Raw genomic sequence first — 24,552 nt, 5'->3', positions numbered from 1 at the left:
TTTTGCGAAGATTGCGCCCAGTTCCTGTTTGGACACGAAAAAGCCCGCGCAGTTGCACCGCGCGGGCTTTGCTGAACCTCGTCGAGGTCAGTAGCTGTTTTCGAACTCGTCAATCTCGCGCTCGGCTTCATCCTGGGCGCGGCCATATTTTTCCTGAATCTTGCCGGCGAGCACCTTGCGGCTGCCATTGATCTGATCGACCTCGTCGTTCGTGAGCTCGCCCCATTTCTTCTGAACATGGCCTTTGACCTGCTCCCAATTACCCTTGATCGTATCGTTGTTCATGATCGGTCTCCATTCTGTCTGATCGGTCAACGCGCGGGGCAAGCGAGCTGTTCCATCTTAAGCCGACCGGCCGCGCTTCAAAAAGTCGCCACATAACATAGGTTAGGCGCAAGCAATTGAGGCGGTGTTGCGCACCGGGTTCGGCGGCGGTGAGCGCGGGGCAGGCGTATCTCTGGCAGGCGTGCGCTAGGCGGCGCGAGGCTTGCCTTACCCCTCGCGGCTGCACGGCAAATCCTTGTCCGGATCGCGCGCCTCGGCCGATCAGGACTGATCGCGGTGGAGATAGAGATCGGAAAAGTCCGCCACCGCGATCAATGCATCGAGATCGGCAATCCGGATCCCGCGACCTTCGCGGACGATCGAACCCGAGCGCTCAAGCGCCTTGAGGGTCCGGTTCACATGCACCGGCGTCAGCCCCAGAACGTCCGCGAGCTGCTCCTGGGTGAGCGGCATTTTGCGCACGTCGAGCCCGCCCCAGTGGGTGTCGTCCAACCGGAAGTGGAGCTCGCACAAAAGATGGGCGAGCCGTGCGAGTGCGTTGCGGCGCCCGTTGTTGAGCAGCCATTTGCGACCGATCGACGCCTCGATGAGTATATCGACCATGACGGCGCGCGCGATTGCGGGGCGGGCCTGCACGAGCCGCTCGAAATCCGAAATCATGATCACGGTCAGTTCAACGGCGGTGAGCGCCTGCAAATTATGATCGACGGTGCGAAGATACATCGACTGGAAATCGAGCGGGTCGCCAGGGATCTTGATCGCGACGATCTCGCGGCCGCCATCGAGGGTCGTCTTCTGGCGGTAAGCAAAGCCCGATCGCAGCACCGGGCAGATATCGGATCGCTCGCCTTCGCGCAGGATATAGTCATTGGGTTCCAGGTGCCGCGTGCGATGCGGCAGAGCGGCAATCGCCGCCTGGTCCTCGGTGGACAGGAGGCTGTGGCTGAGCAGCTTGGCCAGAAACACACCCATGCCGGGTGGCGCCTTGTCGCGGTCGAACATTATCAATGCCTTTCCTTGCCGCGGACGACGCGCGCTCGGCTTGTGATGTGCAATGCTCTAGCCGCTATCGCGGAACGCGCAATATCGAGATTGCCGGGCGCGCAGCGCTTCGCGCATCGGTCGGTCAGCGTCGCGCGTCGACGCCGCTTATGGCGTCATTTGCCGCAAGGCGTCGCCGGTAAAGGCGGACGTACCTGTAAGGATCCTGGTCGGTCCTTTTCCTCGGTTGATCGATCATCGTCGCGAAGCCCCGCCGCCGCAGTCGCGAAGGCGCTGGCGCGCGGCGTGGGATGGATCGCGATAGACGGAGCCAGGCTGAAGTGCCGCTAGACGCCAATGCTGGCGAGGGCGGCCGCAAGCGCATCGAGGGTAAAAGGCTTGCGTACCACCGCCGCCTCTCCGAATCCGGACCGAGCAGCGCCGCCGTCGCCCGTCGCGACGACAAAGGGAATATCTGCCTCGCAGAGCGCCTTACCCACCGCCTCGCTCGTCTCGCCATTGGCAAGATGAACGTCCAGGATCACCGCATCGAAATCGGGCGATGCCAAGCGCGCGAGAGCGCCGGCCAGACTTCCTTCGCAGCCGGCAAGTTCGCAACCGAGCGCGTCGAGGAAACCCTCGATCATCATCGCCACCAGCGGGTCGTCCTCGACGATCAATATCCTGCTTGTCATTTGAAGCCCATAGCAAGCTATCCCGCGCTCATGGGAAGCGACGAGAATGAGTCAAATTTGTCAGCGTTCCTCAGGAACTTGCGCGACGCCTCGATGTTCCGCGCGGCAGGCAAAGAATTCGCGATCGTGCCGCAAGGAGCGGCGGTGCAAGGCGGAGGACGGCTGCGGGGCGGCTTTTCAGAAAAAGGCGGGAACGCATCGCTTTGCTTCTGCCGCCGCACCATTGCGGCGAAGCCGCCGAGAATTTCCGCGCCCTCGTGCCCGGCCCAGTCGCGCCCCGCGCACTCGGCCGCCCGCGCGCAACACCCGCACCGGGCAAATGTTTCCTGCCGAAGCAAAAATATACTGCTCGCTCGCAGAGAAACTTTCCTCTGATTCAATGGGTTGATCCGATGTCAAATCAATTGGAGGACAGCATGAGCATCGAAGGAAAGATCAAGGAAGCCGCCGGCTATGTGAAGGAAGAGCTGCACGAAAATGGTGACAGCCCCGAGGCCAAGCGCAAAGCGCAGGAAGGCCGCGACCTTCGCAATGAAGGCCGCATCGAAGATGGCAAGGCGCCCAAGCTGGGCACGCCCGGCACCGAATCCTGATCTCCCGCCATACCCCGTGGCAAACTGGGCCCGCCTCGGCGGGCCTTTTCTTGTGCGGGCAACGCGGTCAACCGCAGCGGCAAGGCGGCGGACGCACTGGCAGGAAGAGGATATCGCGCCGCAGATGAGCGGCAGCGAAAAGGACGCTGTCGGCTAAGGAAGCCAAATAAGCGGCGCAAGGCAATATGGTGCGGCAGAACCGGGAACGAGCGGAGAGGCGACAATCAGGCGGACGGAAGGAAGGCGTGCGTGGATGGGCGACCCTCGGCGGTCGTATCCGCCGAGGGTCGCCGGCGTCTCGGCGCGGCTGACGACAGAGCAACTTCACTCGAACGCGATCACGCTCCGTGCGCGGCAACCGACGCAGCCTCCGTTCGCGGCATTCGCAAAAGCGGCGTTAATCCTAGCAGTTGCCCTTGACGCCATCGGCGCAATCGCCGACCGATTCGATGTCTTTGCCCGCTCCTTCAACGGTGTTGCAGGCCGACAAGACCAGCAGCGATCCGCTGATCACGAAAATTGTCAGCAGCTTCTTCATATCCTCTCTCCGGTGACAAGGCGTACTAGCGCCTCTGCCTCGCCTTACGAATTCACGCGCTAATTGTTCCGCCGCTTCGGCGCCTGTCAGCCGGGGCGTTTGAATTCACCGCCGAACGGGCAATTTGGGGAGAGGCATCGGATCTGGCCGGCACCCTGTCGATCGCACCATTTTGTTTAGGCGGTGTATTCTGGCTTGCGGGAATGCTGGCGGAGCGAACGGCTGCCCGCATGTCGGCGGCACGATAAGCCAAGAAGGGCTTCGCGTTCGGCGAAGCCCTTCCGGCCCCCGTGGCAATATGGCTACGCCAGCTGGAGGCAGACTCACATCTGCTCCGGGTCGCGCGCAGCAGAATGGGAGGCGATGCTTAGCCGCAGCGATCGGCGGCCGACATAAAATAGATCAAGTTCGATCCGAAATGATGTTTGACGGCACTTCCTACGCTTGGGGCCGAGCCGCCAGCGCGCGCCCGTACATGTGATCTCGCGGGCATCGGTTGCGGCGCATATCGGAAGAGTCCCGGCGACAAGATCGACGCGCGTCCCGCATCGTGGCTCGCTCCGCTGGTCGCATGCAGACCGGTGAACCCCTGCCTTGGCCAAGCCGACCGACAGAAATCAAACCTCTGCGCATTCGCGGGCTCGATGCCGCGCCGCCGCCAACCGACGCGGTTGGGGGAACGCTCGCCCTCCGGGCGCGGTCGCTGACCCGTGCCAAGTCGCAGCCTCGCCCTCTCCACCAAATATAGTTGACTAGGAAACTTTATTGTGCGACCGGGCCGCGAAGGGAGCGGCCATGAGCGGTGTTTCTGAATTGACGGCGCATCTCGGATATCTGCTGCGCAGCGTCTCGAACGCAGTGTCGCACGAGTTCGCGCGCAAGATCGCAGCCGAAGCTGTGACGGTCGCCGAATGGGTCATGCTGCGCTCGCTCTATGATGAGACCGAGATGGCGCCATCGGTACTTGCCACGAAGATGGGGATGACCAGAGGAGCGATCAGCAAGCTCGCCGACCGGCTCATTGCCAAGCGCCTTGTCGAGCGGCGCGAAAATCCGGCCGATAAAAGGGGCCACAGCCTCTCGCTCTCGCTGGCCGGTGCGCAGAAGGTGCATGCGATTGCTGCGCTTGCCGATCGCAATGATGCCGATTTTTTTGCGGTGATGAGCAATGCCGAACGCGCCGAGCTGCGCGCCCTTCTAGAGACGCTGATCGCCCGGAACGGCCTCTCGGCCGCTCCTGTCGACTGAGCGCAAAGATCTTCGAACGAAAGGACGTGAACATGCACGCCGACCAGACCGCCACCGCCGAATATTGTCTAAACGCTGCTTACGACGGACGCGTGAGTTTCCCCGAGATTGTCGGCAAGCTCATCGACGCGGGTTTCGAAGGCTATGATGTCGACTATCGCCGGGCCATGCAGATCTATTATCTCCCCGACGGCGACAGCGTCGAGCTCGCGATGCCATCCTGTTCAGAGGACGTTTCGGCCCGCTTCGATGACGCGCGCATCGCGGCGCTGGTGCGCTGGGCGCAGTCGGACGTGCCCCACTACAGCTATGCCGCGTTCAGTGCGCAGGCCAAGACGGCCGGCTGCGCCGGCTATCATGTCTCCTTCCTGGGCCGGCGCGTGGTCTATTACGGGCGCACCGCCGAGACGCATGTCGAGCTGTTCGATAGCTGATGCGGCGCCCACCGAAGGACGGCCCGCAAGCCGTCTCTGCCGGCCGGAGAGTTCGGATATTGTTCGAGCGTAAGGCGCCGCGCGTCGCAGGGCGCGGGAACCCCTGTGACGTCCGGCGCGCTTCTTCCTGCGGGGGCTCCGGAGGAGACGCAAGATGAACCACAGTCAGCATGAAGCCGGCTCGAACAATGGCAACTACCTGCGCTTCATGGCGATGGTGGGGACCTCAACCGCGGTGATGTTCGGGCTCATGTATCTCAATAGCTATGCGCTCGATCATGTCCTGTGGAGCGAGACGCGTTTCTGGATGACCTTGGTGATGGGCGCCGCAATGGCGCTGATCATGCTGGGCTTCATGCGCGCAATGTACCGTAATTCGCAGAAGAATATGATCATAATCGGCGCCGCGGCGGCCGTATTCGCCGGCTCGCTCTTTCTCGTCCGCAGCCAGATAACCGTCGGTGACACCGACTATATGTCCGCGATGGTGCCGCACCATTCGATCGCCATTCTGACCAGCGAGCGGGCCCGCATCCACGATGCGCGCGTGCGCGCGCTTGCGAACGGGATCATACGGACCCAGCGCAAGGAAATCTCCGAGATGAGATGGCTGATCGCCGACATAGAGGCACACGGCATCGCGGCAACCCCCGAGGAAGCTCGGGCGCGGCCAGTGCCCGACTTCGAGGGGCACCTCAACGCGGGTGACTGGGATCCCTCACAGAGCAAGATGGTCGATCGCTGATCACTGGCGTCCATGGTGCAGCACCCCTTGGCTCACCGGCCCGGCCTGCGGGCCCGCCGGCTCGGGGAGCTTCATGGGCGTCGCGCGCGACGGTCTGCTTGCAGTCCGAACGGGTGACCGAGCGACCGAGACCCATCCGTCCGTAAGAGGCTGCGTTAGGCGACGCAGCCCCTCCGCAGAGCGTGCACCGGCCTCGCCTGTTTGCGTGAGCCGCCTGGTCGCAGATGGCTCTACGCGCTGGATCAGCCATGGTCCGACCGCTGTCCTGCGCGCGCCGCCGCAGTGACGGGGGCTCGTGTAGATATTTTGAGTGAGGGGCGGGCAACTGCCACCTACGGCGGCGCTCGGCAGAGCGGGGTCGCTCATCCGTTGACGATGGTGCCGCCGTTCGGGTGAAGCACTTGGCCCGACATATAGCTGCTGTCCTCGCAGGCGAGGAACAGAAAACAGGGTGCGACCTCATTGGGCTCACCCGGTCGTTTCATCGGCGTGCTCTCGCCAAACGTCGCGACCTTTTCGGCGGGCGCGCCGCCGCGCGGGTTGAGCGGTGTCCAGATCGGCCCCGGTGCGACCGCGTTCACGCGAATGCCCTTGCCGACGAGATTCTCGCTCAGCGACCGGGTGAAGGCGGTGATCGCGCCTTTCGTCGCACTGTAGTCGAGCAGTCCGGCGCTTCCCTGGTACATGGTGACGCTGGTGCAGTTGACGATCGCCGAGCCCGCGCGCAGGTGCGGTAGTACCGCCTGAACAAGATAGAACATGCCGAATATATTGGTGGCGAAGGTCCGCTCGAGCTGTTCGGCCGAAATGTCGCGGATGTCCTCGGCGGGATGCTGTTCGCCGGCATCGTTCACCAATATGTCGATGCGACCGAATTTGGCGATCGTCTCGTCCGCGATCTTCGCCGCAGCATCTTCCCGCCCGACATCGGCCTTGATGGTCAGGCAGGTTCGTCCCTCGGCCTCGACGATCCCGGCCGTCGCTTCGGCATCGCGCGTGTTCGACTTGTAGACGATGGCGATGTCGGCCCCTTCGCGCGCGAAGAGTGCGCAGACCGCGCGGCCGATGCCGCTGTCGCCGCCGGTCACGATCGCGACCTTCCCGGCCAGGCGATCAGAACCCCGATAGCGCGGCTCCCACTCGGGTTTGCGCTCCAGCGTCGCTTCGCTATCGACCAGCGGCGCGGCGATCGACTTGCTGTCGCCCACTTGCTTGCGCAGCTTGGCTGCCGCGATCTGCTTGCCGCGCTTCTCCTTGCTGTTTTCGCCGACCTTTCCGGCTTTGGCTTTGCGGGTCATTCTGCTTTCCTCTTCTGCCCCCGCTCCTAAGCACGAACCATCCAAAGCGAAGGATGGTTGCGCATGCTCGTCGGCGCGGCTTCGTGTTCGGCCAAGCCTGCCTCATCATTTTCCATGTCGCGGCGGTTGAGCGGAGAGGTGCCTGGCCGCAGGGGCGTCCGCGAGACGGGTTCCCGCCAGCGGCCTTGCTTGCTGTATCGATCGCCAGATCAAAGATTAAAGGCTTGGCGGGCCAAAATTGCACCCGCGCGATCCGCGCCGCGCCATTGCGCGGCGCCCCCGCCGCCATCCGCGGGCCGCTGGCGGGAAAATTGAGACCAAAATGGTTGCGATCGCGCTGGCTTTACCAATGTAATATTGACCTATTGGGGGTCTGATTAACGCCGATTTGACCAAAGCATGGCTTATCATGCGGGGAGAGGAGGCCGGCCTTGCGATGTCCCGAACGAAGCGCTGACGAAGTCGGACGGCTCGCAGCGCTCGCAGAATATGGGATAGACCCCGCACTCGGCTTGCCCGGCCTGCAGCCGATCGTCGAAATGGCGGCGCGCACCTTCGATTGTCCCGCGGCTGCCGTCAACATGATCGGCGATGACCATGTCTTTTTTGCCGCAAGCGAGGGCGTTGGGGCATGCGACATGTCGCGCGATGCGAGCTTCTGCGCGCATGCGATCAATGCCCAGGATATTCTCGTCGTCGAGGATGCGACGCTCGATCCGCGCTTTCACGACAATCCGCTCGTCGCCGAGGGGCTCATCCGCTTCTACGCCGGGGCCGCGCTCAGATCGCCGTCCGGCCATGCGCTTGGCGCGCTGTGCGTGCTCGATCCGGCGCCGCGCGCCGGCCTGTCGCCCGAGGACCGGGCGCGATTGCGCGCCCTCGCCGATCTCGTGTCGGACAAGCTCGAGCTTCGCCGGCTCGGCGTTCAGGCCGCAACCCGGCCCAATCGTTTTGCCGCGAGCGCCTCGACGTCACCCAATGCGGTCATCTGCTTCGATGCCGGAGCGCGCGTAACCGCCTGGAATGCGGCAGCGAGCATGATGTTCGGTCACGATGCCGCGGCGATGATCGGCGAGCCGATCGACAGCATCATCGATCCGCGCGATCATCCGCTCGTCCACGCCGCGATCGCGCGCGTCCGCGGAGGGGGCACGCCGGTTACCGAGGCGACACCGCTCACGGGAGTGAGGGCCGATGGCACCCGCTTTCCGGGCGAGATTCACTGGTCGCACTGGTTCGAGAATGGTGCCATCCATTTCGGCACGATCGTGCGGGACATGACCGAAGCGCAGGCCGAGCATGACGCGCTCTACCGATTGGCGAATTATGACGCGCTCACTGGCCTGCCCAATCGCAATCTCCTGCGCGCGCGCCTGGCAGAAGCCGCCGTCGCCGGCGCGCCGCACGCGCTCCTTGTCGCCGATCTCGCGGGCTTCGGGGACGTCAACAACGCGCTCGGTCAGGCAGCGGGCGATGCGGTGCTCGGCGAAATCGGGACGCGGCTGGGCACGCTGGTTAAGGAATCCGATATGGCAGCGCGTTGCGGCGGCGCTGCCTTTGCGCTGCTTGTGGCGGCGGACGCGCTTCTGGCAGTCGATGCCCTGGCAGAGGCCATGATTGCAGCGATCGCCGCTCCTATCCATATTGATGGCGTCGAACATCATTTGTCGGGCCATGTCGGGATCGCGCTCGCGCCCGATCATGGCGGTGAGGCCGACGCGCTGATCGGCAGCGCCGAACTGGCGCTGTTCCAGGCTCGCCAGCTCGGGCCAGGGTCGCGTTATGTCTATGTGCCCGCGCTGCGCGCCCAAGCGGTCGCACGGCGCATGTATGACGCCGAATTGCACCGGGCCTTCGAAGCCGGCGAATTCTGTCTATTCTATCAACCGCAGTTCTGCCTCGCCGATGGTGCGCTCACCGGGGCCGAAGCCCTTATCCGGTGGAAACATCCCGAGCGCGGACTGCTCGAGCCCGCCGCGTTCCTTGCCGCGCTCGAAGCCGGGCCGCTCGCCGCGCCGGTCGCGCGCTGGGTCGTCGAGGAGGCCAGCGTCTGCGCAGCTTTCTGGCGCGCTCGCGCACCCGATTTCCGGATGGGCATCAATCTCTCGGCGTCGCTGTTTCGCGCCGGCGATCTGCCGCAGCTGGTGCGCGGCGTCTGCGCGCGCCGCGGCCTGGCGCCCAGTGCACTGGAACTCGAGATCACCGAGAATATCCTGATCGAGGGCGAAGCACCGATCGTCGAACAGCTCGGTGCACTGCGCGATCAGGGCGTCCACCTCGCATTCGACGACTTTGGCACCGGCTTTGCGTCGCTCAACCTGCTCCGCACGCTGCCCGTCACCCACATCAAGATCGACAAGAGCTTCACCCGGATGGTGCGTAGTGCGCCGCGCGAGCGCATCATCGTCACCACGCTGATCGACATGGCGCGCCGTCTCGGCATTTCCGTAATCGCCGAAGGCGTCGAAACGGCCGAGGATGCAGCCTTCTTGCGCGAGCAGGGATGCGAGGAGGGGCAGGGTTACTGGTTCGGCCCTCCGGTCCCGCCCGCATTGTTCGAGGAGCTTTATTTTGCAAACGCGGGGACACTGCGCGAAATCGGCGGCTCCGCGGGCTGACGTTGCGTCGCCCTAGGACAATGACGCAGATCCACTGCAGACGGGCGGTCTAGCCCGAATAGTGCGATGCTCATCCGATCGGATCGACAGTGCATGTGGTGTCGGCGATCCCGCGACGTGCGCCAGAGATATCGCGCGCAATTGTGGCGCAACGGCAACAAGCAAAATTTATCGACAATTATATCCGAAGTGAGTTTGACTTAGCTCGTTGCGCCTTTTCTTCCGGGCGCGAGCCAAGTGCTCGTCAACAGGAGGAAAAATTTGAGAAAGATGATGACGGCGGCATTTGCCGCAACGCTTTTCGCGGTTCCCGCGCACGCGCAGGACAGCAGCGGTCTGGCGGGTTTCAAGCTCGGCGCCATTGCAGGCTATGACAGCGTGAAGCTCGAACTCGACGGCGACAGCGGCTCGAAAGGCGGCTTCGCTTATGGCCTGACCGCCGGCTATGATGTCGATCTGGGTGGAGCGATCCTCGGAATCGAAACCGAGATCTCCGACTCGACCGCCGAGGAAAACGTCTCCGACGTCGTTGTCCCGGGGGACCGGGCATCGCTCGTGACCGGCCGTGACCTCTATGTCGGCGCGCGGATCGGCTTTGCGGCCAGCGACAATGTCCTGCTTTTTGCCAAGGGCGGCTACACCAATGCCCGGGTGAAGCTCAAATATAATGACGGCACGAGCAGCCTCACCGAGGGCGACAATCTGGACGGCTATCGCCTTGGCGGCGGAGCAGAATATGTATCGGGTCCGATTTTCGGGCGGCTGGAATATCGCTATTCCGATTATGGCGAATATAGCTATGCCGGTGTCGGCACCGGGCTCAAGGCGTCGCGCCATCAGGTCGTGTTCGCTGGGGGCTATCGCTTCTAGTCGAGCCAGAGGGGGGAAGGGGCGCCAGCCGGCTGCCCTTTCCATCCCGCTTTCGGTACGCCCGGCTGTCCAGCGGGACCCGCGGCCGGGCAGGCAAGGGGTTCTGCTCCGCAGGATAGGAAATCCGCGTACGGACCTGGCCTGGGATGATCTTCGCTACGCTCTTGACTTCGGGGCCTTTTGCCCGAAGCTGAATTTGAAGGTTGAAGGGGGCGGGCATGGACAAAGCGGTATCGGCTCTTGCGGGGCGGCGCGCACCGTCGATCGATATGCGGACATCTAAGGTCGCTGGCGCCCCGACGAGTTGCACATTGCTACGGCGCGTCATCGGCGCGCTTGCCTCGCGCAGATTTTTGCTGGCCGGGATCGCTACGGCAATTTCGGCGGCCGCGCCTTCGCTGGCCGCTCCGCCGCCACCCTCCGGGCAAAGTCAGGTCGATCGCGATGCCGATCTGGCGCGGTCGGCGCGGCAGGCCCTTGACGGAGGCCGCGCGCGCGAAGCCGCCGACATGCTCGAAACGCTCGTCGCGCCGCGTCATCATATGCTCGCCATCCTGCCCGCGTGGCATCGCGATCTTGGCCGTGCCTATGCTGCGCTCGGCGCGCCCGACGCCGCGCAGGGCCAGTATCGGCTAGCCTTGGCCGCGGCCGGCGAAGCCGGGGAGGCCGAAACCGAGGCGGAACTCGCCGACCTTGTTGCGCGGTCGGGACAAGCCAATCCCGTGCCCGACACGCTTGGGCCCGACGGCGCCAAATATTTCGATCTGCGCTGGGTCGATCGCGGGGGCGGGCAGATCGACTATGGCGCGGCCTTTCTCCTGCCTGCCGATGGCCCGCGCGGCGAAGCCTTCATGCTGGCGACCTATCGCGCCGACTGTGCCGCCTTGCAGGTCCAGATGCTCGCCGGCAGCGAATTCTCTGCGGGTGGCAAGCGGCTGCGCAAATTCGGGCGCGCCGAGCTTGCCTCGCCATCCAATGATCTCGCGCGGCACGCCGCGCAGATGATGTGCCGCCGTGATCCCGCGCTGGCGGTGCGCCGCACGCCCGATATCGACGGGCTGGCTTTGCTTGCGCGCTACCGCGCTCATCGTGAGATGCGCGCCGCTGTCGCCGCGCGGACAGAAGCCGGCTCCGGGCTCGACGCGGCGGCGTGCCGGGCGCATGTCGAACTGTTCATCGAGAAGATCGCGGCCGAAGGCCCGGTTTCCGGCCCGAGCTGGCAGATAGGCGACTGGTGGGATGTCGCGGTCGAGACTGTCCCTGCGGACCAGATGGCGGGCGCGAAACTTGCCGCCGAACAACTCGCCCGGACCGATCCCGTTGCGGCGAACGCGGCGCAAAAGGCCTGCGTCCGCAAGGCGATCGACAGCGGAGAAATAGCGGGACTCTAGCCGCGCCGACGCAGCTCCCATCTGCGGAATTGCGGGACCAGCAGATGCCGCCGGTCGGGCGAGTTTGCCCACATGCGATAGCCGTCGTACCACCCGGCGCGTATGATCTCCCGGTTCGGGCAGGCGTCAGGGGTGCGCGGGCGTCTTGCACGCGCGTCCCGTCGTTTCGAGCTGTAGCGTCGCGTGCGTAATGCCGAATTGCTCTTGCAATGTTTCCGCCACTTCCCGCCGGACCCTGCCGTGCCCATCAGGCGTCGCGGTTACGATATGCGCGGTGAAATTCATGTCGTTCCCGGCGACCGACCAGAGATGAAGTTCATGGACCGCGACCACTCCCCCGCAAGCCAGGATTTGCGCGCGGACAGTGTCGAGGTCGACGCTGCGCGGAACGCCCTGTAGCAGAATATTGGCGGCATCGCGCAGCAATATCCAGGTGCGCGGAACTACCCAGAGCCCGATTGCAATCGCGACCAGAGGGTCGACCCAGCGCCAGCCGGTCAGCCAGATGAGGCCGGCCGCGCCGATCACGCCGAGCGATCCCAGCATGTCGGCCCAGACCTCGAGATAGGCGCCCTTGACATTGAGGCTGTCCCGCGCGCCGTGCGCGAGGACGCGCATGGCGACGAGATTGACCGCGAGCCCGACGGCCGCGACGGCGAGCATTCCGATCGAGCCGACATCCTCGGGCGCGAAAAGGCGCCTTGCCCCCGCCACGAGCACATAGGCGGCGATGGCAAGCAGAAGCAACGCATTGAAGGCTGCCGCGAGGATCTCGACGCGGCGATAACCATAGGTGCGGCGGGCATCCGCGGGCTTTCGCCCGATCCGGACGGCAACCAGCGCGAGCGCCAGCGCTGCTGTATCGGTGAACATGTGCGCAGCGTCGGATAAGAGCGCGAGGCTGTTGAAAAGCCAGGCTCCGGCGAGTTCAGCGATCAGAAACAGCGCAGTCAGCGCCAAAGCGATCGCGAGGCTTCGCGAACTAGCACCCGCCGCATGATCATGCGCGCCATGCGTGTGGCCATCTTCTTTCGTTGCTGGCTGGATCATGAACAAACTCACTTTACGGACATGGGATCAACGTCCGCAAGGCCGCAATCGCTCCATCCTTATCCGCCTCCTCATCCGTTCCCGTAGCGGCGCCGAGTTTCCCATCCGTTCTTTGCCGCGTGAGAGCGCTTCTCAGGGCTTTGACCGGAACTGCCCTTGCGCGAGGATTCATGGGTGTCGGAATGGCCGCGGCCCGACCCCGACATGTCGCCGCCACCCGATTCCTTGTTGAACGTCGCCCAAGCCCGGCGCTCGGCCTCCTCATCGCTCACCCCGCGCTCTTCATAGCCCTTCTCGATATGCTCGGCTCTGCGCTTCTGCTTGTCGGCGTAGCTTGATTTGTCGGTGCGGGGCATCGAACCTTTCTGCTCGCCGTCCTGGCCGGGATTCTGGCCGGGGGTTCTGGTTCGGCTGACTGCCGCCCTGCTGATTATTCTGCGCCATGATGGCCTCTCCTTCTCAGATCGCCCTCGGGGGCGGGCGCGCATGGGAGACGCCCGGCCGCGGCCATTGCTCCCCTGAAAGATCACTTGAAAACATCGACTTAACCTATGTTATGAAAGGAAATTCAGAGCATTGGGGCCGGAACCAACGCGGTTCGGCAGCGTTTGGTGAGCATCCACTAAGGATAGACCGAACGGCGCGTCTTGCCGCTCCTACGCCTGCACGCGGGGAGGCGGACCGGCGCGGCCGGAACGCGGGAGACATTTCATGTTCAAATGGGCCATTATCTTCGCCGTCGTCGCGCTGATCGCCGCGCTTCTCGGCTTTGGCGGCATTGCCGGTCTATCGGCCGGCTTTGCGAAAATTCTGCTCGTCATCGGCGTCGTGCTTTTCGTCCTCGCCTTTCTGTTCGGGCGCGGTCGCCGCACGTTGCCCTGATCGACGCGGGCGTTGGTTCGGGAAGGGTGGACGATCTTTCGTCCGCTTTTTCTGACGGGTGCCGGCGGCCCACGACCCTTCGGCCGCCGGTCACCTAAGCTCATGTTCGGGCCGACGGCTGCGCCGAGGGAGGAAGGGCGGCAGCACGTGCCAGAGCGATCTTTTCACCACCCGGTGACGCCCGACGGCCGTTATTTCGTGGTCCGCGGTCGTCTTTGGCGGATGTCCAATCCCAACTTGCCGGAAAAAGAGCGCGCGCGTCTTGTCTCCGACCTAATGGCGGCGCGGCGGGCGGTGCGCATGGCGCGCGAGGAGAGGGACGCCGCCGCCATGCGGCGGTCGAGGGCCGCGGTCGATCGCGCGAAGCGGGGGCTCGGCGAGCGCGGACCGGGGTGGTGGTCGGATGGCGCCCCCGATCTCAATCGCCGTATGGCGGTAAATACAGATTATGCCGATTGGTTTCGGGCGCTAGGGTCCGAATGACGCCGTCAGGATTTCGCGGTTATCAACGAGGCGGTCGAGCCCCTGTCGATCGTCAGCCATACACTACCCAGTCCAGCCGCCGGAACCACCTTCATGCGATCAGGCGCTATGCCGCGGTCGCCGAGCATATGCGCCAGCGCCCGCGCCTGCCCAGCGTCACCGGCAATTTCCATCGAAGCCGCGGGCGCCGCGCGCAGGATGTTGGAAAGGTCGGCCGCCTGCCCGATGCCTGCGCGCGTCAGGATCGGCCGATCCTCGGCGAAGCCACCAAATGCAAACTCGCCCTTCTGCCCGTCGCGCGACGCCAGCCACTCGGCGATGTTGCGCGAAAGCGAGCCCTTGGCGGCGGCGAGCGTCGAACCGTCGGGAAGGGTCACGACATTGTTAAGCGGGCCAGCCGGCGGCGCCGCCTCCACATCACTCGCGCCGCAGGATTGCAGCGAAAGCGTCGCGGCGGCGATCGACAGGGCCGACGTCATCACAAGCAGCAACCGCACCATGGTCTTCCTTTCCAATTCTCTTTGCCTAACGCGCGCGGGCGCCAGACGTTGCCCTGATATTGCGGAGCGAGCGAGGCTTCACCCCGTCCCGTATCGGGGCATCAGGCGAGGCTGCGCATGCGGAATTCGCGGTCCCAATGGCGGCGCGTGTCAAACTCGACCTCTGTGGTGACGGGTGCCGGTGAGACGAGCCGGAAATGCAGTAGCTGGGTGCCCTGCGATGGGGTGGAGCAAACGGAGACAATCTGGGGGGGGCGATAACCACGGTGATAGCAGAAAAACTGCCGAAAATTGGCAAAAACTGCAGATTTCAGCGCTTTAGATGGTGCCGGCTGTCAGACTCGAACTGACGACCTACCGCTTACAAGGCGGTTGCTCTACCAACTGAGCTAAGCCGGCGCGCGTTCGCGCCCCTTGCGTCAAATTATGCCAAAGGTCCAGCCCTCCGTGCGCGCGATCGTCGGGGTGAGCGGTGCGGGAGACCAGGGCGCGGTATCGGCGGCGATCGCGCGAAGCCACGCGGAGCTGAGCAGCGCGTCGCTTGCATGGTCGCTGACCGGGCCCGCAAGCCCCGCCGGCGGCGAGCCGAGCGCCGCGAGCGCGGTGTCGAGCGCGGCGCCGTCGCGGATCTTGCTGCGTCCGGCGGGCACGCCTGCGGCGCGCGCGGCAAGCGCGGTGTAGATTTCGACGAGCAGCGGGCCGCGCGGGGGCGCCGGATCGAGCGGCCAGAGTGGGAGAGCGCCGCCGAGATGGTGGAGTAGCCGCATCCCCGACAGGCTTGCCTTGCCGACCTGCGCCGCACCGACGAGGTTGAAATTGCTCACACTCGCCGCCTGGCGCGTCGCGCGCTGATGCTGTTCGACGATACGCAGCCGGCCCGTACCGCCCTCGAACAAGTCGCCGACATCGCCCTTTGCATGGCGGAAATGGCGGCGGGCTTCCACATTGTTCAGAAAGCCATGCGCCTCGAAATGCGGATCGTCCGCTGCATGGCGCGCGACGAGCGCCCACAGCGCGCGCATATCGGGCGGACTGTCGGACCATTTGGGGAAATAGGCGTGGCGGTCGGCAAAGGCGAATGCGGCCGAAAAATCGAAGCCGATCAGAATGTCGATGCCTTGAGCGGCAACGTCGCAGAGCCAGTCGAATATCTCCGCGCGCGACCAGACATGCCCCGGCCGGACAAGCACCGGCGCCGCCCCGCCGCTCGCCACGGCGAGTGCAATGCCACGCTGGCGCGCGCCGCGGGCGCCCGACCAGTCGATGGCGGCAAAATGGGTGAAACGGCGCATATTTGGCGTGTAGCGCGGCGCGGCGGCTTGCACAAAGGGCCGCGCGGTCCCAAATGCGACCCATGCTGATCGAAACCGAACCGACTCCGAACCCCGCGACGCTCAAATTCCTGCCCGGCCGTCCGGTCATGGAAACGGGAACCCGCGACTTTGCCAGCCCCGAAGAGGCCGAAGCCTCGCCCCTGGCGCAGGCATTGTTCACGCTCGGCGACGTAAGCGGCGTCTTCTTCGGGCGTGACTTCGTGTCGGTGACGATCGCGCCCGGCGCCGAATGGTCGATGGCGAAGCCCGATGTGCTGGGCATCATCATGGATCATTTCCTGGGCGATATGCCGCTGTTCAACCCGGCGAGTGCTGCGGGGATCAGCGTTCCGGGCGACGCGGAGGACGGCTTTGCCGACGATCCGGCCGATGCCGACATCATCGACCAGATCAAGGAATTGATCGAAACGCGCGTCCGCCCGGCGGTCGCTAACGACGGCGGCGACATCGTCTATCGCGGGTTCGACAAGGGCAATGTCTATCTGAAGATGCAGGGCGCCTGCGCCGGCTGTCCCTCGTCGACTGCGACGCTCAAGAACGGAATCGAGTCGCTGCTCAAACATTATGTTCCCGAAGTCACCGCTGTCCACGCGGTCTGATCTGATCCCAGCCACAGGAGTATGTCCCGATGAGCGAGCCGCTTTCCGACAGCGCCCTCGACCAGCTTTTCCGCACCGCGCGTACCTACAACGGCTATCTCGACAAGCCGGTGTCGGACGCGCAGCTTCGCGCGATCTGGGATCTGATGAAATTCGGCCCGACGAGCGCGAACAGTCTGCCCGCGCGCATTGTCTGGTGCGTTTCGGACGCCGCCAAGGAAAAGCTCGCCGCGCTGTCGATGCCCGCGAACGCCGAAAAGATATTGAAGGCGCCGGTCACTGCGATCATCGCGATGGACAATGAATTCTACGAACATCTGCCCGAACTGTTTCCGCACACCGACGCGCGGAGCTGGTTTGCTGGCAATGCGCCGCACGCGGCGACAACCGCGTTCCGCAACTCCAGTCTGCAGGGGGGCTATTTCATCCTGGCCGCGCGGGCGCTCGGGCTCGATACCGGACCGATGTCGGGGTTCAACAATGACGCTGTCGACGCCGCATTTTTCGCCGATACGCCGAATGTGAAGAGCAATTTCATCTCGACGCTGGGCTATGGCGATCCGGCGAGCATCTTCGAGCGCAGCCCGCGGCCGGACTTTGACCGCTTCAACCGCATCGCCTGACGCGCTCCGGCTCGTCATCGATTGTGCCAGCGAGGCCTGCACGGTCGCGCTGATCGATGGCGCGCGCATCGTCGATGTGCGGCACGAGGTGATCGGGCGCGGTCATGCCGAACGGTTGATCCCCCTGATCGCCGAACTGCAAGGCGGTGGACGAGCAGCCGGGATTTTGGTGGGCTGCGGGCCCGGCAGCTTTGCCGGCGTGCGGATCGGCGTCGCAGCGGCGCGCGCGCTGGGACTGGCCTGGGGCGTCCCGGTCCGGGGCTTTTCGACCCCCGCCCTCGTCGCCGCGGCAGCGGCCGCGCCGATTGCGGCGGCAGGCGGCGCGCTCGTCGTCATGGAGGGCGGGCACGGCCAATGGTTCGTCCAGCCCTTCGGCGCCAAGCTGACGCCGCGCGGGCCAGTTCAATCGCTGTTACCCGAAGTCGCCGTAGAGAACGCGGATGGCTTGATAGTCGGGAACCGCGCCGACGTTTTCGTCGCGCGCCGCGGCTTCGGCGAAGCGCTCGTTATGCTGCCCGACGCGCGTGCGCTGCCTGCGCTGCCGGCGGAAGCCCTGTTCGATCACCCCCGTCCCATTTACGGGCGGGCGCCCGACGCAAAACCGATGGCGACGCCATGAGCGAGGCAGTGCGGATCGCCACCGCGCGCGTCGCAGACCTGAACGCGGCGATGCGGATCATGGATGCGGCGTTCGAACCCGCCTATGGCGAAGCGTGGAGTGCAGGTCAGTTGCTGACGCTGTTCGCGCTACCTTCGGCGCGCATCTGTCTGGCATGGGTCGGGGAGCGGGCGTGCGGCTTTTATGCGGCGCGGATCGCCGGTCCCGAAAGCGAATTGCTCCTGCTCGCGGTCGACCCGGCCTTTCGCGGCCGCGGCGTCGCAAAAAAACTCATGACCGACTGGCAGAATTGGGCATCGGGCGAAGGCGCCGAAGACTATTTCCTTGAAATGCGGGCCGACAATGACGCTATTCATCTTTACCGGGCGTCGGGTTTTACGGAGTGCGGACGGCGCCCTGCTTATTATCGCGGGCGCGATGGCGTAATGCGCGATGCGATTACGATGCGGCGCCCAGTCAAGGACGCTGATCATTAGCAATTGAGGCATTGCGAAATTCCCACCAAAATGGCATGAATTTCCTCGGGGTAGGAACCCCCCAATAATCAAATCGCTGATTATCCGGGTCTTTATATGGGGAATGAGTTTCATGTCGGAGTCTGCCGATACAAATGAAATGCTCGTCACACTGACTGCCGACATCGTCGCGGCGCATGTCAGCAATAACAGCGTCGCGATTTCAGATCTCGCAATCCTGATCAACAACGTCCACACCGCCTTGTCGAACCTTGGCGAAAAGGCGGTCGAAGAAGAAAAGCCGGTGCCCGCGGTATCGATCCGCGCGTCGGTGAAGCCTGACCATATCGTGTGTCTGGAAGACGGCAAGAAGCTGAAAATGCTTCGCCGCCACCTGATGACCCACTATGGCATGACGCCCGACGATTATCGCGCAAAGTGGGGCCTTCCAGCCGATTATCCGATGGTCGCTCCCAATTATGCCGAACGGCGCCGCGCGCTCGCCAAGGAAATCGGCCTGGGCACCAAGGGACGCGGCGGTGGCCGCAAGCGCAAGAAAGTCTGAGCTTTTCACGGCGCAGAATGCAGGGGCGGTGCCGGGGGGCGCCGCCCTTGTTCTATGCGCGGGGCGACCCTATACAGATTGAAGAAACAGGACGCGACCTGCGCGCTTTGCACGAAAGGCCATCATGCCCGGTTCCATCGATCTTGAAGCCCTTTGCCATGAAAAGGGCCTGCGGATTACCGAACAGCGTCGCATCATCGCGCGCGTGATTTCGGATTCCGAAGATCATCCCGACGTCGAAACGCTTTATGAGCGCGCGTCGAAGATCGACAGCGGCATTTCGATCGCCACCGTTTATCGTACCGTGCGCCTGTTCGAAGAAGCGGGCATCCTCGACCGCCATGATTTCGGCGATGGCCGTTCGCGCTACGAAGCCGCGCCAGAGGCGCATCACGATCATCTGATCGACGTCGAAACGGGAAAGGTGATCGAATTCGTCGATCCCGAACTCGAAGCGTTGCAGAAGGTGATCGCCGAACGGCTGGGCTTCCGCCTCGTCGATCACCGCATGGAGCTTTATGGTGTCGCCATCGATCGCAAGCGCGACTGATCGCGCCCGGATCACCTGGCGCTCGGTCTTCCGCCTTGCGCTGATGGTGCTGACGCTCCTTTTCCTGATCGTCCCGCACCTTTTCTACCGCGCCATCGGGCGGCCATCGCCGATGGTCATGGCCTTTCTGAACGCGGTTGGCTGGATCGCGGGTTTGCGGGTCACGACCACCGGGACGCGGCTGCGCCGCGATGTCCTGTTCGTGTCGAACCATGTCAGCTGGCTCGACATTTTGGCGCTCGGCGGTGCGGCGCGATCGGCCTTCGTGTCCAAGGCCGAGGTCGGCACGACGCCGCTCGTCGGCTGGCTCGCCGACCAGAATCACACCATCTATGTCCAGCGTGAGGCGAAGCGCGAGATTCACAATCAGACGAACGATCTGCGCAATGCGCTTGCGCGCGGGCGCCCGGTGACGCTGTTTCCTGAAGGGACGACGGGGCCCGGCGACGGCTTGCTGCCATTCCGGCCGTCGCTGTTGCAGGCGGTGATTCCGACGCCGCCAACGCTCCAGGTGCAGCCGGTGTTTCTCGACTATGGGGTCGAGGCTCCCGATATTGCGTGGCTCGATCCCGAATCGGGCCTCGACAATTTCAAGCGTCTGCTCGCGCGCAAGCGGCCGATCACATTGACCATCCATTATCTCGATCCGCTGCCCAACGATGCCGAGGCGGACCGCAAGCTATTGGCCGAGGCCGCGCGCGCCGCGATCGCCGGCGCGATGGCGCAGACGCCAAACCCTTCCGCGATCAGCCGCCATCGCCTATAGGGCGCCGATGACATCCGACTCCCCCGCCAAAAATCCCGCCAAGACCTTCCACGTCAAATCCTTCGGCTGCCAGATGAACGTCTATGACGGCGAACGCATGTCGGAGATGCTGGGCGCGCAGGGTTATGTTCCCGCCGCGGACGGCGCCGATGCCGATCTGGTCGTGCTCAACACCTGCCACATCCGCGAAAAGGCGGCCGAGAAGGTCTATTCGGACATCGGCCGGCTGAAGCGCGAGGACGGCAGTACGCCGACGATCGCGGTCGCGGGCTGCGTCGCGCAGGCCGAGGGCGCCGAAATCGCGCGCCGCGCGCCGAGCGTCGATGTCGTCGTCGGCCCGCAGGCCTATCACCGGTTGCCCGACCTGATCGCGCGCGCCGAACGCGGCGAAAAGGCGATCGACCTCGACATGCCGCTCGAAAGCAAGTTCGGCGCGCTGCCAAAGCGCGCGGGCGGTCAGCGCCCGACGGCCTTTTTGACCGTGCAGGAAGGCTGCGACAAATTCTGTACCTACTGCGTCGTGCCCTATACGCGCGGCGCCGAGATCAGCCGGCCGTTCGCCGACCTGATCACCGAGGCGCGCGCGCTCATCGCGGGCGGGGTGCGCGAAATCACCCTGCTCGGGCAGAATGTGAACGCGTGGGACGGCGAGGATGACAAGGGCCGGGCGATCGGCCTTGACGGCCTGATCCGCGAGCTTGCGCGGGAGGGCGGGCTGGAGCGCATCCGCTATACCACGAGCCACCCGAACGACATGACCGACGGGCTGATCGCGGCGCATGGCGAGGTCGACAAGCTGATGCCATTCCTTCACCTGCCGGTGCAGGCGGGCAGCGACCGCATCCTCGCGGCGATGAACCGCAGCCATAGCGTCGACAGCTATTTGCGCGTCATCGAACGCGTTCGCGCGGCGCGCCCCGACATTGCGATCTCGGGTGACTTCATCGTCGGCTTTCCGGGCGAGGATGAGGCCGATTTCGAGGCGACGCTCGATATCGTGCGCGCGACCAATTACGCGATGGCGTACAGCTTCAAATATTCGCGCCGCCCCGGCACGCCCGCGGCGACGATGGACGAGCAGATTGACGAAGCGGTGATGAACGACCGCCTCCAGCGGCTGCAGGCGCTGCTCAATCAGCAGCAGCAGGCATTCAACGAAGCGACGGTCGGGCGCGCGACGCGCCTGCTGCTCGAGCGCAAGGGCAAGCATGACGGCCAGTTGATCGGCAAGTCGCCCTGGCTGCAATCGGTGCATGTGACGGCGCCGGGGCTGGCGATCGGCGACATGGTCGATGTGCGCATTGCATCGGCCGGGCCCAACAGCCTCGGGGCCGAGCCGTTGATGGAAGCGGTGGCCTAGTGCCGGCTTTGAGTTTGGGTGTTCCTGCGAAGGCGGGGACCCATCTCCTTTCGCCGCATTCGGGTGCCACGGGAGATGGACTCCCGCCTTCGCGGGAGTACACAGGTTGTTGCTGAAAGAAGGAGCCCTGCCCACGTGTCGAAACGCCCGCTGACCGCCGCATTGCCCGCCGAACCCGGCGACCGCGTCCGATTGTCGGTGGAGTTCGAGCGAACCCAGCTTCTGGGCATATTGTTCGGCGAGTTCGACCGTAATCTGGTGGCGATCGAGAACAGGCTCGGCGTCTATATTTCGGCGCGCGGCAACCGCGTGCAGATCGAAGGGGAGGCCGAGGCCGCGGCGCGCGCGCGCGATGTGCTGACCGAAATTTATACGCGGATCGAACGCGGGGAAGAGATTGACAGCGGGCTGGTCGATGCGGTGATCGCGATGACGGCGCAGCCGACGCTCGACGGCATCATCCGCCACGAAACCAGCGACGCGCCGCCGGTGATGATCCGCACGCGCAAAAAGACGATCGTCCCGCGCGCGCCGTCGCAAATCCCCTATATGCAGGCGCTGGCGCGCGACGACGTGATATTCGCGCTCGGTCCCGCGGGCACGGGCAAGACTTATCTTGCGGTCGCGCAGGCCGTAGCCCAGCTCATCACCGGCAGCGTCCAGCGCCTGATCCTGTCGCGCCCGGCGGTCGAGGCGGGCGAGAAGCTCGGCTTCCTGCCTGGCGACATGAAGGAAAAGGTCGATCCCTATCTGCGCCCGCTCTACGACGCGCTGCACGATTGCCTGCCCGCCGAGCAGGTCGAACGTCGCATCGCGAGCGGCGAGATCGAGATTGCCCCGCTTGCCTTCATGCGTGGGCGCACGCTCGCCGATGCCTTCATCATCCTCGACGAAGCGCAGAATACGACGATCCCGCAGATGAAGATGTTCCTCACCCGCTTCGGCATGAACAGCCGCATGGTGATCTGCGGCGACCCGAAGCAGGTCGACCTGCCGCTGCCCGCGACATCGGGCCTCGCCGATGCGGTCGCGCGGCTCGAAGGTCTCGAAGGCATCAACGTCAGCCGCTTCACGAGCGCCGACGTCGTGCGTCACCCCATCGTCGGGCGGATCGTCGAAGCCTATGAGGGGCCGGGAAGCTGAGCGCTACGGCGCCCTGACGCCAAGGCCGTTCAGCCTTTGGAGCGGCTGGCGTCGATGCTCCATATCCCGGCGCCGCGCGTCGCGATGAACAGGAAGATGAAGGTGTAGAGGATGATCGTCTCGCCGCCGTTGACGATCGGATAGAGCCCGTTCGGCGCGTGGGCGACCCAATAACCGACCGCCGACATTCCACTGGCGATGAAGGCCGCGGGCCGCGTGAACAGGCCGATGATGATCAGTGCGCCCGCGACGAGTTCGATCGTTCCGGCGGCATAGAGCATCGGGTTGAGCGGCATCGGAAAATCGGTCGGGAAATTGAAGAATTTCTGCACTCCGTGCGCGAGGAACAGCAAGCCGGCGACAATGCGCAGCAGCGCATAGGCCTGTTCACGATATCCATCGAGAAACTTCATCACACGCCCCCTTCGGTCGTTGTCGATGGGCGAAGCTATCGCAAAAAGCCGTCGCCGCGAAATTTATTCGCGCGCCATGTCACAATCGACCGGCGCTGCCTCGTCATGTCGGCACAACCCGAACAAAGGAGTGATGACATGACCAAGGTAACCGACCCCTTCGCCGCAGCGCCGCAGTTGATGAAGCAGTGGATGGCGGTTTCGCTCGCGGTGCAGGACAGCCTCGAGAAAAGCCTGATCGAACTCGTCAAGATCCGCGCCTCGATCGTCAACGGCTGCGCCAATTGCATCAACATGCACACCGCCGAAGCGCGCGCCGGCGGCGAGAGCGAGCAGCGCATCTATCTGCTGGCGGCATGGCGCGAGGCGCCCTGCTATACGCCTCGCGAACGCGCGGCGCTCGCCTGGACCGACGCCTTGACGCGCCTGTCGCAGGGGCACACACAGGGCGAAGCCAAGGCGGCGCTCGAGGCCGAATTCACACCGGAGGAACAGGTGAAGCTGACGCTGATGATCAACATCATCAACGGATGGAACCGCATCGCGGTCGGTTTCGACCTTTGGTACGAACAGCCGGCCCGCGCCGCGTGACGGGGACGGCACCTTCGCACGCGGACGCGGCGGATGCGGCGGCGAGTTTCGACCCGCTGCGTCCGCTGCTGACGCGCGTCGCCTATCGCATGCTCGGGTCGGTCGCCGATGCCGAGGATGTGGTGCAGGACGCCTTCATCCGCTGGCTCGGCGCCGATCGTGCGGCGGTGCATGAGCCTGCTGCCTTTCTGCGGCGTACCGTGACGCGGCTCTGCCTCGACCAGCTCAAATCGGCGCGGGCGCGGCGCGAAACCTATGTCGGGCCGTGGCTCCCCGATCCGATCGTCGGCGAGGAACCCGACGACGATGTTACGCTGCCGCTGATGCTTGCGCTCGAACGGCTGTCGCCGCTCGAACGTGCAGCCTTTCTGCTCCATGACGTCTTCGGCGTCGGGTTCGACGAAGTCGCGGCGACGATTGGCCGCGATGCGGCGGCGACGCGCCAGCTCGCGACCCGTGCCCGCGCCCACGTCCGCGACGCGCGCCCGCGCTATCGGCTCGAGCGCGAGCGCGGACTCGAAATCGCGAGCGCCTTCTTCGCGGCGTCGCGGAGCGGTGACATGAGCGCGCTCGGCAGCCTGCTCGCGGCCGATGTCGGCATGTGGTCCGACGGCGGCGGCAAGCGGCCCGCGGCGATGCAGCCGGTACTCGGCTTCAACCTCGTCATGCGCGTGCATCGCAGCCTGGCGGTCCTGTTCGGAAAACATGCCTCAATGCTGGTCGAGGTCGGGACGATCAACGGACTGCCCGGCTTCGTGACGCGCGAGGCCGACGGCGAATATCAGACGACCGCGCTGGAAATCGAGGACGGGCTGGTCGTCGGCATCTATATCGTGCGTAACCCCGACAAGCTGCGCCACATGCACTGAAGCGCCGCCCGATTGCGCTTCGCCGCAGGAGCGATTGCGCGCTCTGTATTGGGC

At 64.5% G+C, this 24,552-nt stretch carries 29 protein-coding genes and 1 tRNA gene; 19 read left to right on the top strand and 11 right to left on the bottom strand.

Going from position 1 to position 24,552, the window contains the following annotated elements:
- Window positions 1-87: 87 nt before the first annotated feature.
- The 3 genes from AOA14_RS01585 to AOA14_RS01575 all read right to left on the bottom strand — a co-directional run bounded on the left by AOA14_RS01585 (window position 88) and on the right by AOA14_RS01575 (window position 1,961).
- Window positions 88-285: a CsbD family protein gene (locus AOA14_RS01585; protein ID WP_062900498.1), complete on the bottom strand. Its 198-nt coding sequence runs from the start codon at window positions 283-285 to the stop codon at window positions 88-90.
- 261 nt (window positions 286-546) lie between these two features.
- Window positions 547-1,287 (bottom strand): Crp/Fnr family transcriptional regulator, encoded by a 741-nt coding sequence (locus AOA14_RS01580; RefSeq protein WP_062900497.1) that lies wholly within the window; start codon window positions 1,285-1,287, stop codon window positions 547-549.
- A 326-nt stretch (window positions 1,288-1,613) separates the two neighbouring features.
- Window positions 1,614-1,961, bottom strand: coding sequence for a response regulator (locus AOA14_RS01575; protein WP_062900496.1), 348 nt, complete (start codon window positions 1,959-1,961; stop codon window positions 1,614-1,616).
- 203 nt (window positions 1,962-2,164) lie between these two features.
- Here AOA14_RS01575 and AOA14_RS01570 point away from each other — a divergent pair, with 203 nt between their 5' ends.
- On the top strand, window positions 2,165-2,554 hold the full coding sequence (locus tag AOA14_RS01570) for a hypothetical protein (RefSeq protein WP_062900495.1): 390 nt from the start codon (window positions 2,165-2,167) through the stop codon (window positions 2,552-2,554).
- Window positions 2,555-2,957: 403 nt separating this feature from the next.
- Here the strand turns inward: AOA14_RS01570 and AOA14_RS19100 are convergent, their stop codons facing one another.
- Entirely contained in the window at window positions 2,958-3,092 is a 135-nt protein-coding gene (locus tag AOA14_RS19100; RefSeq protein WP_082819782.1) for an entericidin A/B family lipoprotein, read from the bottom strand.
- A gap of 795 nt (window positions 3,093-3,887) precedes the next feature.
- On the opposite strand from AOA14_RS19100, the gene AOA14_RS01565 reads away from it, so the two are divergent.
- The 3 genes from AOA14_RS01565 (at window position 3,888) to AOA14_RS01555 (ending at window position 5,519) form a co-directional block, all read left to right on the top strand.
- A complete protein-coding gene (locus AOA14_RS01565) occupies window positions 3,888-4,340 on the top strand; it encodes a MarR family winged helix-turn-helix transcriptional regulator (protein WP_062900494.1) in 453 nt (150 codons plus the stop codon).
- 32 nt (window positions 4,341-4,372) lie between these two features.
- Complete coding sequence (locus AOA14_RS01560) at window positions 4,373-4,774, top strand: DUF1398 domain-containing protein (RefSeq protein WP_062900493.1); 402 nt, start codon at window positions 4,373-4,375, stop codon at window positions 4,772-4,774.
- A 154-nt stretch (window positions 4,775-4,928) separates the two neighbouring features.
- Window positions 4,929-5,519 (top strand): DUF305 domain-containing protein, encoded by a 591-nt coding sequence (locus AOA14_RS01555; RefSeq protein WP_062900492.1) that lies wholly within the window; start codon window positions 4,929-4,931, stop codon window positions 5,517-5,519.
- Between the two features lie 362 nt (window positions 5,520-5,881).
- Here AOA14_RS01555 and AOA14_RS01550 read toward each other — a convergent pair whose 3' ends face one another.
- Window positions 5,882-6,817 (bottom strand): SDR family oxidoreductase, encoded by a 936-nt coding sequence (locus AOA14_RS01550; RefSeq protein ID WP_082819781.1) that lies wholly within the window; start codon window positions 6,815-6,817, stop codon window positions 5,882-5,884.
- Between the two features lie 431 nt (window positions 6,818-7,248).
- Here AOA14_RS01550 and AOA14_RS01545 point away from each other — a divergent pair, with 431 nt between their 5' ends.
- From AOA14_RS01545 to AOA14_RS01535, 3 genes are all read left to right on the top strand, one after another.
- Entirely contained in the window at window positions 7,249-9,435 is a 2,187-nt protein-coding gene (locus tag AOA14_RS01545) for a putative bifunctional diguanylate cyclase/phosphodiesterase (protein ID WP_082819780.1), read from the top strand.
- Window positions 9,436-9,705: 270 nt separating this feature from the next.
- Window positions 9,706-10,305, top strand: coding sequence for an outer membrane protein (locus AOA14_RS01540; RefSeq protein WP_238929709.1), 600 nt, complete (start codon window positions 9,706-9,708; stop codon window positions 10,303-10,305).
- Window positions 10,306-10,523: 218 nt separating this feature from the next.
- Window positions 10,524-11,696 (top strand): hypothetical protein, encoded by a 1,173-nt coding sequence (locus AOA14_RS01535; RefSeq protein WP_062900490.1) that lies wholly within the window; start codon window positions 10,524-10,526, stop codon window positions 11,694-11,696.
- Between the two features lie 126 nt (window positions 11,697-11,822).
- On the opposite strand, the gene AOA14_RS01530 is transcribed toward AOA14_RS01535, so the two are convergent.
- Together AOA14_RS01530 and AOA14_RS01525 are read right to left on the bottom strand one after the other, a co-directional pair.
- Window positions 11,823-12,758 carry a cation diffusion facilitator family transporter gene (locus AOA14_RS01530; RefSeq protein ID WP_238929708.1) on the bottom strand — a complete coding sequence of 312 codons (936 nt, stop codon included), beginning with the start codon at window positions 12,756-12,758 and terminating at the stop codon, window positions 11,823-11,825.
- A gap of 59 nt (window positions 12,759-12,817) precedes the next feature.
- Window positions 12,818-13,102 (bottom strand): hypothetical protein, encoded by a 285-nt coding sequence (locus tag AOA14_RS01525; RefSeq protein ID WP_062900488.1) that lies wholly within the window; start codon window positions 13,100-13,102, stop codon window positions 12,818-12,820.
- A 355-nt stretch (window positions 13,103-13,457) separates the two neighbouring features.
- Between AOA14_RS01525 and AOA14_RS19095 the strand changes: the two genes are divergently transcribed.
- Entirely contained in the window at window positions 13,458-13,628 is a 171-nt protein-coding gene (locus AOA14_RS19095) for a DUF1328 domain-containing protein (protein WP_082819779.1), read from the top strand.
- 488 nt (window positions 13,629-14,116) lie between these two features.
- Here AOA14_RS19095 and AOA14_RS01515 read toward each other — a convergent pair whose 3' ends face one another.
- The 3 genes from AOA14_RS01515 to AOA14_RS01505 form a co-directional block, all read right to left on the bottom strand.
- On the bottom strand, window positions 14,117-14,611 hold the full coding sequence (locus AOA14_RS01515) for a hypothetical protein (protein WP_062900486.1): 495 nt from the start codon (window positions 14,609-14,611) through the stop codon (window positions 14,117-14,119).
- 323 nt (window positions 14,612-14,934) lie between these two features.
- A tRNA-Thr gene (locus AOA14_RS01510) sits at window positions 14,935-15,010 on the bottom strand.
- 20 nt (window positions 15,011-15,030) lie between these two features.
- Complete coding sequence (locus tag AOA14_RS01505) at window positions 15,031-15,903, bottom strand: hypothetical protein (protein WP_062902953.1); 873 nt, start codon at window positions 15,901-15,903, stop codon at window positions 15,031-15,033.
- 62 nt (window positions 15,904-15,965) lie between these two features.
- On the opposite strand from AOA14_RS01505, the gene AOA14_RS01500 reads away from it, so the two are divergent.
- The 9 genes from AOA14_RS01500 (at window position 15,966) to AOA14_RS01460 (ending at window position 22,625) form a co-directional block, all read left to right on the top strand.
- Complete coding sequence (locus AOA14_RS01500; protein ID WP_062900485.1) at window positions 15,966-16,544, top strand: NifU family protein; 579 nt, start codon at window positions 15,966-15,968, stop codon at window positions 16,542-16,544.
- A gap of 29 nt (window positions 16,545-16,573) precedes the next feature.
- The gene (locus AOA14_RS01495) at window positions 16,574-17,167 is read left to right on the top strand and encodes a malonic semialdehyde reductase (protein WP_062900484.1); all 594 of its coding nucleotides are present in this window, start codon (window positions 16,574-16,576) and stop codon (window positions 17,165-17,167) included.
- Window positions 17,142-17,786, top strand: coding sequence for a tRNA (adenosine(37)-N6)-threonylcarbamoyltransferase complex dimerization subunit type 1 TsaB (gene tsaB / locus AOA14_RS01490; RefSeq protein ID WP_062900483.1), 645 nt, complete (start codon window positions 17,142-17,144; stop codon window positions 17,784-17,786). The genes AOA14_RS01495 and tsaB overlap by 26 nt, the downstream gene beginning before the upstream one ends.
- Window positions 17,783-18,262: a GNAT family N-acetyltransferase gene (locus AOA14_RS01485; protein WP_062900482.1), complete on the top strand. Its 480-nt coding sequence runs from the start codon at window positions 17,783-17,785 to the stop codon at window positions 18,260-18,262. The genes tsaB and AOA14_RS01485 overlap by 4 nt, the downstream gene beginning before the upstream one ends.
- 112 nt (window positions 18,263-18,374) lie before the next feature.
- A complete protein-coding gene (locus tag AOA14_RS01480; RefSeq protein WP_062902952.1) occupies window positions 18,375-18,806 on the top strand; it encodes a Ros/MucR family transcriptional regulator in 432 nt (143 codons plus the stop codon).
- 124 nt (window positions 18,807-18,930) lie between these two features.
- Window positions 18,931-19,356, top strand: a complete 426-nt coding sequence (locus AOA14_RS01475; RefSeq protein WP_003039883.1) for a Fur family transcriptional regulator — start codon at window positions 18,931-18,933, stop codon at window positions 19,354-19,356.
- On the top strand, window positions 19,325-20,122 hold the full coding sequence (locus AOA14_RS01470) for a lysophospholipid acyltransferase family protein (RefSeq protein ID WP_238929707.1): 798 nt from the start codon (window positions 19,325-19,327) through the stop codon (window positions 20,120-20,122). The genes AOA14_RS01475 and AOA14_RS01470 overlap by 32 nt, the downstream gene beginning before the upstream one ends.
- Window positions 20,123-20,129: 7 nt before the next feature.
- Window positions 20,130-21,482, top strand: a complete 1,353-nt coding sequence (gene miaB, locus AOA14_RS01465) for a tRNA (N6-isopentenyl adenosine(37)-C2)-methylthiotransferase MiaB (RefSeq protein ID WP_062900481.1) — start codon at window positions 20,130-20,132, stop codon at window positions 21,480-21,482.
- A 135-nt stretch (window positions 21,483-21,617) separates the two neighbouring features.
- On the top strand, window positions 21,618-22,625 hold the full coding sequence (locus AOA14_RS01460; RefSeq protein ID WP_062900480.1) for a PhoH family protein: 1,008 nt from the start codon (window positions 21,618-21,620) through the stop codon (window positions 22,623-22,625).
- Between the two features lie 29 nt (window positions 22,626-22,654).
- Here AOA14_RS01460 and AOA14_RS01455 read toward each other — a convergent pair whose 3' ends face one another.
- Window positions 22,655-23,038, bottom strand: coding sequence for a DoxX family protein (locus tag AOA14_RS01455; protein WP_062900479.1), 384 nt, complete (start codon window positions 23,036-23,038; stop codon window positions 22,655-22,657).
- Window positions 23,039-23,176: 138 nt separating this feature from the next.
- Between AOA14_RS01455 and AOA14_RS01450 the strand changes: the two genes are divergently transcribed.
- Together AOA14_RS01450 and AOA14_RS01445 are read left to right on the top strand one after the other, a co-directional pair.
- Entirely contained in the window at window positions 23,177-23,629 is a 453-nt protein-coding gene (locus AOA14_RS01450; RefSeq protein ID WP_062900478.1) for a carboxymuconolactone decarboxylase family protein, read from the top strand.
- Window positions 23,626-24,498: a sigma-70 family RNA polymerase sigma factor gene (locus AOA14_RS01445; RefSeq protein ID WP_062900477.1), complete on the top strand. Its 873-nt coding sequence runs from the start codon at window positions 23,626-23,628 to the stop codon at window positions 24,496-24,498. The genes AOA14_RS01450 and AOA14_RS01445 overlap by 4 nt, the downstream gene beginning before the upstream one ends.
- Window positions 24,499-24,552 lie beyond the last annotated feature (54 nt).

Origin of the sequence: Sphingopyxis terrae subsp. terrae NBRC 15098, assembly GCF_001610975.1 — a bacterium.
GTDB lineage: Bacteria > Pseudomonadota > Alphaproteobacteria > Sphingomonadales > Sphingomonadaceae > Sphingopyxis > Sphingopyxis terrae_A.
The sequence above is the reverse complement of the archived record's forward strand: the minus strand, read 5'-3'. Positions and strand labels throughout refer to the sequence as shown.

Bases quoted from the DNA above. Each gene is read 5' to 3' on its own strand.
- AOA14_RS01475 (WP_003039883.1), top strand. From the start codon at position 18,931: ATGCCCGGTTCCATCGATCTTGAAGCCCTTTGCCATGAAAAGGGCCTG.
- AOA14_RS01515 (WP_062900486.1), bottom strand. From the start codon at position 14,611: ATGGTGCGGTTGCTGCTTGTGATGACGTCGGCCCTGTCGATCGCCGCC.
- AOA14_RS01560 (WP_062900493.1), top strand. From the start codon at position 4,373: ATGCACGCCGACCAGACCGCCACCGCCGAATATTGTCTAAACGCTGCT.
- AOA14_RS01555 (WP_062900492.1), top strand. From the start codon at position 4,929: ATGAACCACAGTCAGCATGAAGCCGGCTCGAACAATGGCAACTACCTG.
- AOA14_RS01540 (WP_238929709.1), top strand. From the start codon at position 9,706: ATGATGACGGCGGCATTTGCCGCAACGCTTTTCGCGGTTCCCGCGCAC.
- miaB (WP_062900481.1), top strand. From the start codon at position 20,130: ATGACATCCGACTCCCCCGCCAAAAATCCCGCCAAGACCTTCCACGTC.
- AOA14_RS01580 (WP_062900497.1), bottom strand. From the start codon at position 1,287: ATGTTCGACCGCGACAAGGCGCCACCCGGCATGGGTGTGTTTCTGGCC.
- AOA14_RS01455 (WP_062900479.1), bottom strand. From the start codon at position 23,038: ATGAAGTTTCTCGATGGATATCGTGAACAGGCCTATGCGCTGCTGCGC.
- AOA14_RS01505 (WP_062902953.1), bottom strand. From the start codon at position 15,903: ATGCGCCGTTTCACCCATTTTGCCGCCATCGACTGGTCGGGCGCCCGC.
- AOA14_RS01565 (WP_062900494.1), top strand. From the start codon at position 3,888: ATGAGCGGTGTTTCTGAATTGACGGCGCATCTCGGATATCTGCTGCGC.
- AOA14_RS01575 (WP_062900496.1), bottom strand. From the start codon at position 1,961: ATGACAAGCAGGATATTGATCGTCGAGGACGACCCGCTGGTGGCGATG.
- AOA14_RS01450 (WP_062900478.1), top strand. From the start codon at position 23,177: ATGACCAAGGTAACCGACCCCTTCGCCGCAGCGCCGCAGTTGATGAAG.
- AOA14_RS19100 (WP_082819782.1), bottom strand. From the start codon at position 3,092: ATGAAGAAGCTGCTGACAATTTTCGTGATCAGCGGATCGCTGCTGGTC.
- AOA14_RS01495 (WP_062900484.1), top strand. From the start codon at position 16,574: ATGAGCGAGCCGCTTTCCGACAGCGCCCTCGACCAGCTTTTCCGCACC.
- AOA14_RS01500 (WP_062900485.1), top strand. From the start codon at position 15,966: ATGCTGATCGAAACCGAACCGACTCCGAACCCCGCGACGCTCAAATTC.
- AOA14_RS01550 (WP_082819781.1), bottom strand. From the start codon at position 6,817: ATGACCCGCAAAGCCAAAGCCGGAAAGGTCGGCGAAAACAGCAAGGAG.
- AOA14_RS01480 (WP_062902952.1), top strand. From the start codon at position 18,375: ATGTCGGAGTCTGCCGATACAAATGAAATGCTCGTCACACTGACTGCC.
- AOA14_RS19095 (WP_082819779.1), top strand. From the start codon at position 13,458: ATGTTCAAATGGGCCATTATCTTCGCCGTCGTCGCGCTGATCGCCGCG.
- AOA14_RS01525 (WP_062900488.1), bottom strand. From the start codon at position 13,102: ATGCCCCGCACCGACAAATCAAGCTACGCCGACAAGCAGAAGCGCAGA.
- AOA14_RS01485 (WP_062900482.1), top strand. From the start codon at position 17,783: ATGAGCGAGGCAGTGCGGATCGCCACCGCGCGCGTCGCAGACCTGAAC.
- AOA14_RS01470 (WP_238929707.1), top strand. From the start codon at position 19,325: ATGGTGTCGCCATCGATCGCAAGCGCGACTGATCGCGCCCGGATCACC.
- AOA14_RS01585 (WP_062900498.1), bottom strand. From the start codon at position 285: ATGAACAACGATACGATCAAGGGTAATTGGGAGCAGGTCAAAGGCCAT.
- AOA14_RS01535 (WP_062900490.1), top strand. From the start codon at position 10,524: ATGGACAAAGCGGTATCGGCTCTTGCGGGGCGGCGCGCACCGTCGATC.